12 protein-coding genes are annotated in these 14,527 nt (G+C 52.0%); 5 read left to right on the plus strand and 7 right to left on the minus strand.

The features are described from left to right. Positions 1–6 precede the first annotated feature (6 nt). From E0F26_RS08025 to E0F26_RS08035, 3 genes are read right to left on the minus strand one after another with little or no spacing between them, the layout of a single operon-like run. Positions 7–2,769 (minus strand): valine--tRNA ligase, encoded by a 2,763-nt coding sequence (locus tag E0F26_RS08025; protein ID WP_279241149.1) that lies wholly within the window; start codon positions 2,767–2,769, stop codon positions 7–9. Positions 2,770–2,811: 42 nt separating this feature from the next. Continuing rightward, positions 2,812–3,234, minus strand: coding sequence for a DNA polymerase III subunit chi (locus E0F26_RS08030; RefSeq protein ID WP_279241150.1), 423 nt, complete (start codon positions 3,232–3,234; stop codon positions 2,812–2,814). Positions 3,235–3,251: 17 nt separating this feature from the next. Further along, positions 3,252–4,736 carry a leucyl aminopeptidase gene (locus E0F26_RS08035; protein ID WP_279241151.1) on the minus strand — a complete coding sequence of 495 codons (1,485 nt, stop codon included), beginning with the start codon at positions 4,734–4,736 and terminating at the stop codon, positions 3,252–3,254. A gap of 121 nt (positions 4,737–4,857) precedes the next feature. Between E0F26_RS08035 and lptF the strand changes: the two genes are divergently transcribed. Together lptF and lptG are read left to right on the plus strand one after the other, a co-directional pair. Further along, positions 4,858–5,988, plus strand: a complete 1,131-nt coding sequence (gene lptF, locus E0F26_RS08040) for an LPS export ABC transporter permease LptF (RefSeq protein ID WP_279241152.1) — start codon at positions 4,858–4,860, stop codon at positions 5,986–5,988. Continuing rightward, entirely contained in the window at positions 5,985–7,046 is a 1,062-nt protein-coding gene (lptG, locus tag E0F26_RS08045; protein WP_279241153.1) for an LPS export ABC transporter permease LptG, read from the plus strand. The genes lptF and lptG overlap by 4 nt, the downstream gene beginning before the upstream one ends. A 116-nt stretch (positions 7,047–7,162) precedes the next feature. On the opposite strand, the gene E0F26_RS08050 is transcribed toward lptG, so the two are convergent. Both E0F26_RS08050 and E0F26_RS08055 read right to left on the minus strand, forming a co-directional pair. Then, on the minus strand, positions 7,163–7,717 hold the full coding sequence (locus E0F26_RS08050) for an RDD family protein (RefSeq protein ID WP_279241154.1): 555 nt from the start codon (positions 7,715–7,717) through the stop codon (positions 7,163–7,165). A 23-nt stretch (positions 7,718–7,740) separates the two neighbouring features. After that, the gene (locus tag E0F26_RS08055; protein WP_279241155.1) at positions 7,741–8,124 is read right to left on the minus strand and encodes a hypothetical protein; all 384 of its coding nucleotides are present in this window, start codon (positions 8,122–8,124) and stop codon (positions 7,741–7,743) included. A gap of 61 nt (positions 8,125–8,185) precedes the next feature. Here E0F26_RS08055 and E0F26_RS08060 point away from each other — a divergent pair, with 61 nt between their 5' ends. After that, positions 8,186–8,497 carry a BolA family protein gene (locus tag E0F26_RS08060; RefSeq protein WP_279241156.1) on the plus strand — a complete coding sequence of 104 codons (312 nt, stop codon included), beginning with the start codon at positions 8,186–8,188 and terminating at the stop codon, positions 8,495–8,497. After that, on the plus strand, positions 8,497–9,441 hold the full coding sequence (gene trhO, locus E0F26_RS08065; RefSeq protein ID WP_279241157.1) for an oxygen-dependent tRNA uridine(34) hydroxylase TrhO: 945 nt from the start codon (positions 8,497–8,499) through the stop codon (positions 9,439–9,441). Before E0F26_RS08060 ends, trhO begins: the two co-directional genes overlap by 1 nt. 1 nt (position 9,442) lies before the next feature. On the opposite strand, the gene E0F26_RS08070 is transcribed toward trhO, so the two are convergent. Further along, complete coding sequence (locus E0F26_RS08070; RefSeq protein ID WP_279241158.1) at positions 9,443–10,111, minus strand: trypsin-like serine peptidase; 669 nt, start codon at positions 10,109–10,111, stop codon at positions 9,443–9,445. 130 nt (positions 10,112–10,241) lie between these two features. On the opposite strand from E0F26_RS08070, the gene rarD reads away from it, so the two are divergent. Beyond that, entirely contained in the window at positions 10,242–11,150 is a 909-nt protein-coding gene (gene rarD / locus E0F26_RS08075; RefSeq protein ID WP_279241159.1) for an EamA family transporter RarD, read from the plus strand. Here the strand turns inward: rarD and E0F26_RS08080 are convergent. After that, entirely contained in the window at positions 11,112–14,519 is a 3,408-nt protein-coding gene (locus tag E0F26_RS08080; RefSeq protein ID WP_279243211.1) for a DUF1631 family protein, read from the minus strand. The genes rarD and E0F26_RS08080 overlap by 39 nt on opposite strands. Positions 14,520–14,527: the final 8 nt, after the last annotated feature.

Here is a 14,527-nt window from a genome sequence, read left to right on the forward strand (position 1 = left end):
CAGCCTTTAACGCAACTCCTCAATTTTCGATTTTTGAGCCGATATTGAAGAAATACCCGTTTCAAGTTCCTCAAGCTTCACTTTTTCCTTGTCAACAACCGCCTGCGGTGCTCGATCGACAAAATTTTGATTCCCAAGCTTTGCGGCAATACGCGCCTGCTCAGTTTTCATCCGTTCAAGCTCTTTTTCGAGTCGCGTCAGCTCTTTCTCGATGTCAACAACGCCGGCCATGGGCACCATTACTTCGAGCGTACCGGCCAGCGCACTGAGAGCGGGAGGCCTATCGTCTGAATTTCCCAGCACGGTCGTACGTTTTACCTTGGCCATTTTTTCAAGTGACTGTCCCAGTTTCTCGACGTTTGCCTTGTCTGTTTCTGTTGCATTGCCAAACAGCACTTCCAAGGCTTCCCCGGGCGGAATATTCGCTTCACTCCTGATTGTTCTCACGGCAGTAATAACGGTTTTTAGCCACTCGATATCGTCCTCCGCGGCGGTGTCGACCTCCTCAGCATCGCTCGATGGCCATTGGGCCAACATGATGGTGTCGCCATGGCGATCAAGGCGTGGCGCGACGTTTTGCCAAATTTCTTCCGTGATGAAGGGCATCATGGGGTGGAGAAGCCGCAAAACGGTTTCCAGCACCTCGAGCAAGGTGAGCAACGTCCCGTGCTTTTGGGAGGCTGAGGCATCGTCGCTCCAAAGGACCGGCTTCGAAAGCTCAAGGTACCAATCACAGTATTCGTTCCAAACAAAGTCGTACAGTGTCTGCGCGGCGTGGTCAAAACGGTAATGCTCAATATTACGGCTGGTCTCTGCGATGACTTGTTGCAGTTGGCTGCGAATCCATCGGTCAGCGAGGCTGAAGCTAGGCTTCTCGCTTGTGAGCGCGAACGCCTCAGTATTCATCAATACGTACCGTGACGCATTCCATAGCTTGTTGCAGAAATTTCTGAACCCTTCCATTCGTCCGAGATCGAATTTGATATCACGACCGGTCGATGCCAGAGAGTAGAAGGTAAATCGCAGTGCGTCGGTACCGTATCCAGGAATGCCGTCCGGGAACTGTTTGCGGGTCGCCTTTTCGACTTTCTGCGCCTGCTTTGGTTGCATCATGCTCGATGTTCGCTTTGTAACGAGATCCTCAAGTTCAATGCCATCGATCAGATCGATTGGGTCTAATACATTGCCTTTGGATTTGGACATTTTCTGCCCTTCCGCATCGCGAACTAGACCGTGTACATAAACCTGCTTGAAGGGTATTTCCCCCTTCAGATGCAGTGTCATCATGATCATTCTGGCTACCCAGAAGAAGATGATGTCAAAGCCTGTCACAAGTACCGACGCCGGATGGAACCTCTCTAGTTCCTCGGTTTCTTCTGGCCAGCCCAGCGTTGAAAAAGTCCAAAGTGCTGAAGAGAACCAGGTATCAAGTACATCATCGTCTTGGCGAAGTTCTACATCGTTATCGAGGCCGTTCTCCTGTCTAATTAGGGTTTCATCCTCGCCTACGTAGACATTGCCATCTGTGTCATACCAAGCGGGTATTCGGTGGCCCCACCAAAGTTGGCGACTGATGCACCAGTCTTGAATATCACGCATCCAAGCGAAATAGGTGTTCTCCCATTGTTTTGGGACGAATTCGATCGCACCCGATTCGACCGCTTCAATTGCGGGCCCCGCCAGTTTCTTCGCGTCCACGTACCACTGCAGCGTTAGCCAGGGTTCGATAACGACACCTGATCGATCGCCTCGAGGTACCTTTAACGTATGGTCTTCTGTTTTTTCTAAAAGACCCAAATTTTCCATAGCTGAGATGACAGCCGCTCTTGCTTCGAAACGCTCCAGTCCTCTGAAGGCCTCTGGTGCATTATCGTTGATGTGCGCGTCTGCTGTGAGAATGTTGATGAGCGGTAAGTCATGTCGCTCACCCATGGCGTAATCATTGAAGTCGTGCGCGGGCGTGATTTTGACGCAGCCCGATCCGAACTCCGCATCAACGTAGTCGTCGGCAATGATGGGGATTGCTCTGTTACAGAGCGGCAGCGCGATCATCTTTCCAACGAGGTGTTGGTATCGTTCATCGTTTGGATTTACAGCGACGGCCGTATCGCCAAGCATCGTCTCCGGACGGGTGGTTGCCACGGTGATGACCTCGTCGGAGTCAACCACTGGGTATTGCAGGTGCCATAAATGGCCAGATTCTTCCTCCTGCACCACCTCTAAATCGGAAATGGCCGTGTGTAACTTCGGGTCCCAGTTGACGAGGCGTTGTCCCCTGTAGATCAACCCCTCGTCATAAAGACGAACAAATACCTCGCTGACCACTTTGGATAAGTCTGGATCCATCGTAAATCGCTCGCGCGTCCAATCCACTGACGCGCCCAGTCGCCGAAGCTGTTGGGTGATAGTGCCCCCAGACTCTGCTTTCCATTCCCAAACCTTGTCGATGAAGCCTTCTCTGCCTATGTCATGGCGGGAGATGCCCTTCGCCTCGAGTTGTCGCTCAACTAACATTTGGGTGGCAATACCCGCGTGGTCGGTACCGACCTGCCAGAGTGTGCTTTTTCCCTTCATTCGGTTGAAGCGTATCAGCGCGTCCATAATGGCCTGCTGGAAGCCGTGACCCATGTGAAGTGTGCCGGTCACGTTGGGAGGCGGAATGGGAATGCAATAGGCGCCGTTTCCTTCTTGTGGCGCAAAATGGTTTTTCGACTCCCACTCTGAATACCAGTGGGCTTCGATTGCCGCCGGCGAAAACGTTTTATCCATGATGTTTTATTACCTTATCGCCAGTGGCGATTATTTGTTGAGTCAAGGCAGTTCATGCTTCTGCAAAGGGTAGCCTCTGTCCCGGTAGTGCCTCCAGGCACTTCTTAACGCATCCAGCGACGCCTCATCCTGGGTCACGACCTCCGCCACGCGCTCAAACTGTGCAAAATATGAGGGAGGCGATAAGGCAAGATTGATGAGCACGTCGTTATGTGTCTCAGGTCCTTGTTCAAACCCTAAAACCACCCGTTCATCTGTCTGGTTACTGGCGACCTCATGGGGGACGAAGCTCGTAGCCTTAAATTCCCATAGATAGCTATCCAATGCGCTGAGTTGCTCGGCTGATTCACAATTTATGAAAATACGGTGACCGCGCCCGAGCGCTTTTTCCGTAAGCCTTGCGGCGACATTTAGTCGTGCATCAGCCCCCGCCGTTTTCACAACATAAAAATCAATCCGAGTCATTCAAGAGCGCTCAGCGATTACTTTTGGCGTAAATACTCAACAAGTAGCGGAACCGGTCTACCGGTAGCGCCTTTTTGCATGCTTTGGAACGCGGTCCCAGCGACGTCAAGGTGGGCCCACTTATAGTTTTCGGTGAACCTCGCAAGGAAGCAAGCCGCTGTGATACTCCCTGCGGATCCTGTACCTATATTTTGCATGTCCGCGTACTTGGTGTTGAGTTGCTTGTCATATCGCTTGTTAATCGGTAACCGCCACGCCTCATCTCCTGACGCTTGCCCCGCCGCTGTGAGTGCCTCTGCAAGGCTATCGTCGTTCGCAAAAAGCCCTGTCGCTTCATGACCCAAAGCCACAATAATCGCGCCGGTCAACGTTGCGATATCAACCACCTCCGCGGGTTTAAAACGCTCTACATAGGTCAGCGCATCGCACAGTACCAATCGTCCCTCTGCGTCTGTGTTCAATATTTCAATTGTTTTACCTGACATCGAGGTCACAACATCGCCAGGCTTCGTGGCACAGCCACTCGGCATATTCTCAGCCGCAGCAACGACGCCAATAACGTTTATCTTCAGATTCAGTTCTGCGACGGCCTGCATTACCCCGAATACCGAACCCGCGCCACCCATATCGAATTTCATCGACTCCATGCCTTTCGCGGGCTTAAGCGAGATACCGCCGGTGTCAAAAGTGATGCCTTTTCCAACCAAGCAATAAGGCGCATCTTTGGCGTTGCCTCCTTGGTACTTAATGACGATCAGTTTTGAGGGCTCATCACTACCGTTCCCGACGGATAAAAGCGACCCCATGCCCAGGGACTCCATCTTTTTTTCGTCCAGTACAGACACAGAGAGTGCGTCATATTTGCGCCCGAGTGTGCGCGCTTCTTTTGCGAGATAGGACGGTGTGCAGACATTGCCGGGTAGATTGACAAGTTCTCGTGTGACGTTAGCGCCTTGCCCAATGGCTAAACCATTATGTAAAGCGGCCTTTGCTTTTGCCGCACTCAACATGTCACCGACTGCCACACTGAGTTTGGTGAGCACAGGACCTGGTTTTGGCGATCCAACTGTTGCGGTGTAGTGATAACAGCCCATCGCCACATCGCGCGCAAGGAACTCCAAAAAAGAGGCTGCCGAGTCGGCGTCATCGCTGACATTATCGGTCACGATGGTTGCCGCTTTGGCTTTGCTTGCCGCAAGTGATCGTCCGATGGCACCAGTGACAGCAAGCTGCGCGTCGCGGCCAAATTTTTCGCGATCACCGCATCCCACTGCAACAATGCGGGCAACAGACTCGGTTCCAATCATACTCGTGACTTTTCCAAGTTTTGCCTCGGCTTCTCCCATGTCAATGGCCCGCTGCAGCACGCCCCCTGCGGCTGCATCAACAGCGGCTGATTGCCCCGCAACGGCTTGATTGGTGAAAAGCGGAACAACGACGAGCTCGTGCTTTGCATTTCCGACTTTTATGGCTTTGGCTGCTGTCACCGTCAGTTTTGTCATGGTATTTCCTTACGTAAAACGAGCTAGTCATTCGGTCGCGTAGTGTATGATGATGCGAGAGAGAACTAAACCTTGTGGCAGGTATTTGCCTACCTAATCTGGGATTAAATGCCGGTATAAAATGAGAGCAGCACGGTACTTGACCTACGACGTGATGACACACACCGGAGCCGTATCCCTGGTTCTGTTCTTGGTGGTGTTTAGCGGGCGCTTTATCAAATATCTCGCGGAGGCTGCCATTGGTGATCTGTCGGCGGGCATATTGCTTCCCATAATGATCTACAAACTACCCGCGTTTTTCGAGTTGATTCTACCGCTGGGTTTCTACATCGGCGTTTTACTGTCATTTGGCCGTCTCTACGCTGATAGCGAAATGGTGATTTTTCGTGCGAGTGGCACCAGTCAATGGCAGTTACTGAGTCGGATCTCGATTGCAACGGTCGTCACAACAGTGCTGGTTGGGACGCTGGCGTTATTTCTAGGCCCTAACGGCGCTGCCAAGGCGAATGCGCTGTTGGCCGAGCCGCGATCTGCGGAGGGAATGCACGTACTGGCCGAAGGCCGTTTTAAAAAGCAGCGCGGGGGTGATTATGTGACCTACGTGGAGCAAATCGATGAAGATGGGGTCATGACCACCGTTTTTGTCGCGGAGCGGCAGCGTTCGGAGACCGGTACGGTGCTCTCTACGACGCTTGCAGCGCGCGGTGCAATTGAGATTGACCCTGATTCGGGGCGCCGGTATCTGCAATTATCGAATGGTAATCGCTATAGCGTTAGCCCTGGGAGGGCTGAACTGACACGAGCGCGATTTGATGGGTATCGATCACTCATTCCAGAAGTGGAGGGCGGACTTCGATCTCAAGCACAAGTCGAGACACTTCCGACGACGGCGCTCCTTGGCAGTGATAATCCCGAACACATTGCGATTCTGGGGTGGCGTATCTCACTGGCCTTCATTGTTCCAATTATGGTGCTATTTGCCATACCGCTCAGTCGGACGGACAGCAGGGGTGGACGCTACGCTAAATTGGGCCCAGCGCTGATCGTTTTTTTGCTGTATTTCGTTGCGTTATCCCAGGCGCGGTCGATCGCAGAGGAGGGAGGTTCTTTCTCTGTGTTTGCGATCGTTCATTTGATTTTTGGGCTCATGGGTGCGCTGCTCATGATGTCTGACGATCTTCCTCGTCTATTTAGTCGGAAGGGCTTTAAGGGTGACGGCCCCCAGAGCAATCACAAGGTGACGGCATCGTGAGACAGCTTGATCGCTACCTCATGACTAACCTCTTTTGGTCAATCCTGGGGGTTTTGGGCGTTCTGGTCGGATTGGATGCATTGAGTCAATTGATAGATGACTTGGGTGACCTGAGTGACACTTATCACTTTTCTGATCTACTGGTCTTTATTGGCTTGACGATTCCCAGACGAATTCAAGAGTTTGTGCCTTACGCGACGCTGATTGGTGCGCTTTTCGGCCTCGGTAGATTGGCAACGACCAGTGAGTTAACCGTTATGAGGACGGCCGGTCTCTCGCTTCCAACGCTCGCTTGGATGGCGATTAAGCCCGCCTTGATCATCGCTCTCGGGGGATTTTGCGTTGGCGAGTACGTGGCGCCCGTCTCCGAACAAATGGCGATTAGCCAGCGAGCGCTTGCTCAGCGAGATGATCCGAATATGGCAGGTCGCTACGGTGCCTGGAATCGCGATGGTAATACCTTTATCAACGTCGAGGCAGTTCAGCGTGGCGGACTCATCTTTGGCGTTATATTGATTGAGTTTGACGAGCAAGGAACGCTGACACGAACGGTCAGTGCTGACAGAGGGACGTATCAGAGCCAGCAATGGCTGCTCGAGGGTGTATCGATTACGGAGGTGTCAGAGACGGGCACGCGCGTTGAGCGGTTGACAACAAAAACCTGGGAATCCGAAATCACCCCGAATCTTTTAACGCTCGATGCGGTGAAACCAGAGAGCCTACCGGCGACTCAGCTTTGGCAATACGCTGCTTACTTGAGGGGGCAAGGTTTGCTAGCCAATGACATCGAACTGGCGTTCTGGAATAAAGTACTGCAGCCGCTATCGTGTGCAGGGCTCGTTGTTTTGGCGATGTCATTCATCTTTGGCCCTCTGCGTGAGGGTAATATGAGTACACGAATCTTCGTCGGTGTCCTCGCGGGCGTCATTTTTAGGATTAGTCAGGACTTTTTTGGGCCACTGAGTTTGCTTTTAGGCTTGGGCGGCGGGGTCGCGGCCTTGTTAACGGTGCTGTTGTGTTGGGTGGCTGGAATCGGGCTGCTACGCAGACAGCTCTGACGATGCACTTGGTTGGTTGTTATTACCGCCTTTTAGCTGATTTATCCGATTGACCGCTGGCGAGAGCCAACCAACGTTAACCGCTTTCGATATCAGTAGTTCCAGTAGGTGTCGATCTACTGCTTCTTCTGTTTTGCTCGCTTTGGCGTTTGCCGCAACTCAGTACCCGAAAGGACGTCATGCAAGTAGTGTCTAGGCCGATTGGTAAAGCGCCAGAGTATCCCCATTACAGCAAGCGTCCCTGAGAACAGGTATACAGCTATGTGAGCATTGTTGATATCGGTATAGACGAAGGGGATCAAGGCCGCCAAAAGAGGTAGGCCTGCCGTGGCCACCCTAATGAGGACCTGTTTCCAAGTGACTTGCCTTTCTAAATCAGCTTGAACCACAAGCTTGACTCGCCATGCCTGCATACCGAGGGTTTGACCTTGCTGACGCCAAAAAACGCCAAAAAACGCCACCAATGCAGCGAATGAGAGTACCCACTGCTGCCACGCAGGGACCGCTCGTTCGGAGGCACTTTCAACAGGACCATAAAACCCCACGAGCAATGCGGCCGTGACCATCAAAAGGGGGATGATGAGAAAAAGGTCGTAGATCATGGCTAGCAGGTGGCGCCACACAGGTGCTCGTGGATAACGGGCCATATCATCGGGGGAGGAAGCGCTCAATTTTTGATCCAGATTGGGTGTTACTAATCTGCCAAGTGTAAATGATCTGTCTTTATAGTGGGCGCTGTTTTCTCTCCCGCAAGATTAGGAATAGTGTCACCGTGTGGTGCAAGTGTGAGCGCTATCTTGTCTTGTGACGTTTGCGCGGAAGTTAAGGGAGCCGGTTTGCCAAGTGAGCTCGGCTCGATTCTTAAGTCGATACCCCATGTTGAGAACTGCATCGCGAGGCGCTCGCTGTCCTCGCGGGAGCAGGATCGTTTAATTCGGTGGGAGTTACCATTAACTAACACCTCAGCCTGTTCGCTTGGGACGCGCAACTCGTTAATGAGTCGTTCCTTTAGGTGCAAGAGGGTTTCTTTGTCATACCCCGCCGAATCCAACCATATGTCCATGGCAGTGTCAGTCATTGTTGCTCGCTCAGTTTTGTCTGTGTCTGGTATCCTTCGCCCAGCTTTAGGAGTCTAGCCCATGCAGAGTATCCAGAATCAACTCCAAGATCGTCTCGAGGCACATTTCTCGCCAGTTTTTGCTGAAATTGTGAACGAGAGCCACATGCACAATGTGCCGCCCGGATCGGAGAGTCACTTTAAAGTCACTTTGGTCTCTGACAGGTTTGAGGGCTTGAGGTTAGTAAAGCGGCACCAAGAGGTTTATGGCTTATTGACGGACCTGATGCAGGGACCCATCCACGCGCTTGCGCTGCATACCATGACGGCATCGGAGTGGGCGGCGAAAGGCAGCGTACCCGATTCACCAGATTGCAGAGGCGGAGGTCGCTAATGATCTCAGATGCTGCCACGACACAAGTCGCTGCACTGTATCGCTTTGTTCGTCTTGAAAATTACGCGGATCTGAGAGAGCCGTTACTCAACCTCTGCGAGGCGCGAGGTGTTCGAGGCACACTATTGCTCGCCCACGAAGGGATTAATGGCACGATTTCGGGTACCACGCAGGCTATAGCTGAGGTGTTGGCTTTTCTTCGCAGTGACGATCGACTCGCGGATCTCGATTGCAAGTTTTCCTACAATAGGGAACGGCCCTTTTTGCGTATGAAGGTGAAACTCAAAAACGAGATAGTCACCATGGGTCGCTCTGATATTGACCCGAATCACTGTGTCGGTCGCTACGCGTCTCCTGAGCAATGGAATGCACTAGTCGATGATCCCGATTGCCTAGTGATCGATACCCGTAACGACTACGAGGTGGAAATAGGGACGTTTCAGGGCGCGGTTAACCCGAATACAACGAGTTTTAGAGAGTTTCCTGACTGGGTCGAGAAGAACCTTGATCCCACTAAGCACAAAAAGGTCGCGATGTTCTGTACCGGTGGGATTCGATGCGAGAAGTCCACTTCATTGCTCGTATCTTTGGGTTTTGAGGATGTGTGGCACTTGAAGGGTGGGATATTGAACTACTTGGAGAAGACGCCGCAAGAGCAAACGCGCTGGGATGGGGAATGCTTTGTTTTTGATAGTCGAGTCTCAGTCGATCATCAGTTGCAGAAGGGTCGCTATGACCAATGCTACGCGTGCCGATTCCCAATTGATGAAGCGCAGAAAGCGTCAGCGCTTTATGTTCCGGGGGTGTCGTGTCCGCGCTGTCATGACGCTCATAGCGATGAGCAGAAGCAACGCTTTAGGGAGCGACAAAAGCAAATTTCGCTCGCTCGGGCTCGTGGAGAGGCGCACATAGGCGCGGACGCAGCCCAGAAACTTGTTGAGTAATTCAGTTCCCTTCTTCGGAAAGGGCCTTGAGGAGTTGTCCGGGGAGTGCTGAGAGGGGGTAAGCAAAAGTGATCGTCGAAGAGTCCCCGGCTGAAATAATGCCAACCGCCTCGTAACGTCCCTTCACTTTTCTGGCTACAAGGCCTCCCGAGTCGCCTTTGGCAAAACCGCAATTTAACGTGAGCTTACGACCCACATCGAGTGCAAGGCAGGTTAATTCCTTGGGAGCAGACGCCGGATTTTGCAAATGTCCCCCCCAACCAAATCCGTAAAGCGTTTCCCCTTTTTGTACTTCTTCACTTGCAGAATGAACGAGCGTAAGACTGTCACTGAATACATCATTCGGTGTTCTTAAAATAAGCCAGTCCTCATCCATACTTCCCCCAGATTCACCTAATGTTGGGGAAATAGTTGTACCCGCGTGCGAAATTTTTGGGAGATTCAAACGATCGTATAAACCGTCGATACAGTGCCAAGACGACAAGAAGACATAGTGCTGGGCTGTCTTTTTTACTGCATAGGCGCTGCAGTTTTCAATGAAATTCCGACGCTCATGATTTTCAATGCGCTGGATAGGCACGGTAAGCTTCACCACGCTTGTAGCCGCTGTCCCTTGAGCCTTTATGTGTAATGATGCGGTCAAAACTAGGGTGCCTGCGAGCAGTGCCACGCAGCGCATCGCTTGATGGTATGCACTGCAATTTTTATTTGAATTTCTTCTAAGCGTTTCTTGCACAGTGGTCGTCTCAGTGTTTAATTAGCGCCGCGTACATTAATGCCGAGAGCAAGAAGGTAACTAGGTGACTCAAGCCGGAACAGCCAAAGGCATATTACTTGCTCTCATCGCTAACTTCATCTGGGGCATTGCAGCGCTTTACTGGATTCAAACTAAACCCATTGGGCCTGTCGATGTCATGGCGCACCGCGCGCTCTGGACCTTGCCGGTAACGTTTTTTATCGTCCTGTTTTTCGGCCGTTTATCTGAAACACTCGCGTTGATGCGCTCGCTCAAGTTTTGTTTCTGGATAGCGCTGGCGGCTTTGATGCTGACGATCAACTGGGGGGTCTATGTCTTTGCTGTGACTAACGAGCGAGCGACAGAGGCGAGCTTGGGTTATTTCATGTTGCCGCTGCTGACCATAGCCCTGGGTGTTTTCATGTTCGGAGAGCGACCAAAGCCGGTCCATATACTGGCTATTTTATTGGCGATAATTGCAGTGCTCATTCAGTTAGTTGCGTACGGAAGTTTGCCTTGGGTTTCGTTGACCCTCGCGATGAGCTTTGCTCTTTACGGCGCCATTCGCAAGCAGATAAGCGCCGACTCAATGCAAGGGCTATTCCTCGAATCACTCTGTATGGCACCGTTCGCTGCAATATGGATTCTGAGTCACGACGGGGCTGGGATGGGAGTTCATGGTTTAAAGGTGGATCTCTTCTTACTTTGCGCGGGAGCCTTCACGGCGGCCCCCTTGTTGACTTACGTTGCGGCCACGCGTGTTCTTGCGTTATCTACCATCGGCTTACTTACCTATGTCGGGCCTTCAATACAGCTCATCGTGGCGCTATTTGTGCTCAAGGAGCCGATTACCACGATAACGATAGCGACATTTGGCCTTGTTTGGTTGGGAGTGATTGCCGTAACCGTAGAGGCGGGCTATAGCGCGCGTAAGTTACGAAAATTCAGAACTGAGACTTCGCAAAAGCTCTGAGGTTGAGAGCAGTACATCTGATTCGCGCTCGATAAAATCTATTCCGGTATGTTCTATGTTCTCGGTAATACTCGGGTCCCTCACCGAAACGGCCTGCCCGAGAATGTGATGCGTGTCGGCTATTAGTTGAGGAAGCAAGCTTCTCCAGGGCTCTGACTGCGCCGCGCGCTCCCAAAACGTAGTATCGATCACAATCTCGGACACGTTGAGCAGTTCGGTTGATCTGTCGCTGACCCGCTCGGGGCTGTAGTCATCCAAAATAATATGGCAGCCGATGGACCGAAGAGCTCGAGTAAGACGCTGACAGGTATTTGATTCGCGCAACTGCAGGGAGTCAGACACGAGGAAGCTTAGTTGCGACGTGCCAATTGCGTACTCTGAAATGAGTGACAGGATCCGGTCTTGGGCACCTGCGTATAGGCAGGTATCTGCATTGAGTCTCAGAATCAAGTGGGGGCGAGCTCGCTGTTGGTGTTCGCATTCGCGGAGCAACCTACAAAGCTCATGCAGTTCAATAAGATTAGCTGCAATGCACAGAGAACGCTGCTGCGCGGCGGCCTCGCTTATCTCGCTCCCAGTGCTAACCTGCAGGCTCTCTACCCGGAAGGCTGTCTCAATATTTGATGCGTCAGCTACCGGTACGCGAATAATTGTTCGTAAGCGGAGTTTGTTCGCAAGAGGCGCTATTTGATTCTCGGCTTCCTCTACTGCTTGCTCGAGTAAAAAGGGCGTAGAAGAGGCGTCATTGGACTCAGTTAAGGCTGACTTTCGCGAGTGGTGACTTTGATTTAGTGCATGCAAAAGGCCGTCGATGTTAGATGCGTCGTGTTCACTTAGCTTTTTGAAGAAGAACTCATACTCATTGGCGATGCCGTATGTTTCGTGCACGATGCTGCGCAGTGTATCGGGCTCAAATGAGCCGACCAGACAGACGCGTGACGTGGAGAGTCTACAGACGGCGCCTGTTGCACTATTTGTGTCTGCTAAAGCCTTCTCCACAGGTTGGGAAGGTTGATCCTCTGGGAGCGTAAACGCGGCGATAACGATATTGTCGCCTGAGCGTCTGACACGACGTAGGGCGCGCTCGAGTTCATGTGTGAGTTCTTTAACCGAGTCTTTATTTAAGCGGCTAAAGCGCTGGCTAACGTCGTCCTGAATTGCGGAGAGTTTTGAGAAGAGCGTCTGCTCAACCAAGCTCAACCTTTCGACGGTCGTGAGGCGCTTCAACGAGCGATCGAACTCCAATGCGAGCTGGATAATACTGAGATCACGCTGCTTAAGGCCCCGCTCGTCGGTTAGAACAAAGCGTGTGCCATGGCGGTTAACCCAAACTATTTGTAAGTAGCGATAGCCGCTTGGTGTCTCGTGCCTGAACCAGGTGTCAACTGCGAGTTTTTGTACGGATTGGGCGGCTCTTCGCAATCGAGGCTTGTTTTCAAGCAAATTATCGAGCTGATCAGGTGTTAAATCGATTTGTAGACCCCAGTTTTCGGGAGCTAAAATTTGTTCGTCGCTGGGCTGAGTCAGGGACGTGAGCGCTCGCTTGGCCTCCTTGGTGAGCTCCGATGGCACATCGATTTTTGATGCAAGCTCGATTGGTGTGATGTCAACGGCCCGGGGTTCGTTTGCTTCGGATGAAACCCCATACAGTGTTTCGATATCCCCTCGTATCGTGGTGAGCGGGATGCCCTTTAACAGTGCGACGACCCACCTATCAACAAAAACTGTCGTGATGGTCTCGATCAGACCCCGTTTGGCAGGCTGATGGTTGAAGAAGGCGTTGAGTGTTTCGATCAACATCACACGTGCATTGTCGATTTTATCTCTCGCGTTCTCTCGCGTTATGAGTCTTTCCCTGTTTTGTCGTTGCTGCTTAATCAGCTTTAGTGATAGGTCACTCAGCGTATTACTCGCTATGGCGAGGGTGCTTGCTGTGCCATCAAATTTACGTGTCAGCTCAATGAGCACTGAGACTAAGCCTTCCAAGTATTTGGCATCAGCTCGGGGAAATAAGGTGGCGAGATCAGTGAGACGATCGACTAACACGCGTCCCGGATGATCCCCGTCGATCAGGAAGTTTGCGTCGATCAGCGCGAGTTCCAGAAAACAAATCTCAAGGTGAGCAAACGCGGGTGCTTGTTTTTCAGAGGGGGAAAGTCGTTGCAACAGGTAGTCAATTAGTCGGGCGGTGATCTTGTGCGCTTCGCGAAGGCGCTCAGCTATGAGCGGCTGCGGCTGAAAACCAATGAGTGAGATGAGGGCATCGTAATCGAAGCGGGAATGGGTTTGCTCTAATCTCAAGGCCGCGAGCGCCCTGGCAATCCGCAGGCATTCTGACTCCATTTCCAGGCTTGGGGGTGGGTGCTGCTCAAGTAGTTGCTCAGTCGATTGCAGGAGCCGATTTCGCGCGGCGTCATCACGACTGGGGGGAATGATTCTCAGTGGAACAAAGCTGTGCTTGCCGCCTGAGGCAAGTAGTTGATCTGGCGAAGCAGGTGATACCGACGCTGTCTCTCGGTTGAAAGGCTGCGCGCTCACGGTTGAAGACGCGATATCAACCGATAAGGCGTTGATCCAATCGGTGTCATGCAGTAGCCGTCGATTATCACGAGCCTCAGCTTGATCGACGAGCTCAAGGTTATCGACGTGGGTAGCCGACGGCTCTGGCGCTGATTGCCTGAGTTCAGTCGGGCGTTTGCCCAGTGTAATGAGTAGTCGAGAACCCGTCTGGTTGAGCTCTTCCTCGATATTCGGCAGCAACCCGTGCTCATTGAGATAACGATTCATGTATTGGTAGATCTCTGCGAGCTCAGGAAGCAATTTCCTTGCGAAGGCGCTGTCAGCGTCGATTAGGAAATTTCTTGGGAATTCGATGGCTCGAAGCGCTTGTCGGTAGGCCGAGCACAGTAGGTGAGGGCTCACGGGGAGCCTTATATTGCTTGCTGGGGTATCAAGCAGGGCGCCCAGTCTGAACATTAAACTCTCTAAATCTACCCAAAATCGCTCAGTGCTTGCGTTCACGATTTTTTCGATAGCGAGCGTCTCCTCAAATACCTCTAGATCGAGAAGTTCGAGCTCAGGGGGCTGCTCTGTAGGGGCGTTGTCGATATCTGCGACTTGGGGCTTGCCAATTGCGCCGAAGGCACTCTCGACATTGCCGCAAATGTCGGCCACCACACGTTTTGTTTCAGCCTGCAGGTTCAGGAATGCGTCGTAGCACTGGTTTTGATTTGCAGGGTCGAGTCTGGCACTCGTCGACAGGGTTAGTAGGTAGTCAGCTGTTTCTTCGATGACAAGCGATAGGCAGGGTTTTAGCCGATCAAGGGTCTCCTTTTTTAGCGATAAAACAACACTGTTATTGCCTGTCACGTCATTCA

The sequence above is a fragment of the Candidatus Paraluminiphilus aquimaris genome, from assembly GCF_026230195.1.
In the GTDB taxonomy this organism is placed as follows: Bacteria; Pseudomonadota; Gammaproteobacteria; order Pseudomonadales; family Halieaceae; genus Luminiphilus; species Luminiphilus aquimaris.

Coding starts and splice junctions, on each gene's coding strand:
- E0F26_RS08025 (WP_279241149.1), bottom strand. CDS start 2,769: ATGGATAAAACGTTTTCGCCGGCGGCAATCGAAGCCCACTGGTATTCA.
- E0F26_RS08030 (WP_279241150.1), bottom strand. CDS start 3,234: ATGACTCGGATTGATTTTTATGTTGTGAAAACGGCGGGGGCTGATGCA.
- E0F26_RS08035 (WP_279241151.1), bottom strand. CDS start 4,736: ATGACAAAACTGACGGTGACAGCAGCCAAAGCCATAAAAGTCGGAAAT.
- lptF (WP_279241152.1), top strand. CDS start 4,858: ATGAGAGCAGCACGGTACTTGACCTACGACGTGATGACACACACCGGA.
- E0F26_RS08055 (WP_279241155.1), bottom strand. CDS start 8,124: ATGACTGACACTGCCATGGACATATGGTTGGATTCGGCGGGGTATGAC.
- E0F26_RS08060 (WP_279241156.1), top strand. CDS start 8,186: ATGCAGAGTATCCAGAATCAACTCCAAGATCGTCTCGAGGCACATTTC.
- trhO (WP_279241157.1), top strand. CDS start 8,497: ATGATCTCAGATGCTGCCACGACACAAGTCGCTGCACTGTATCGCTTT.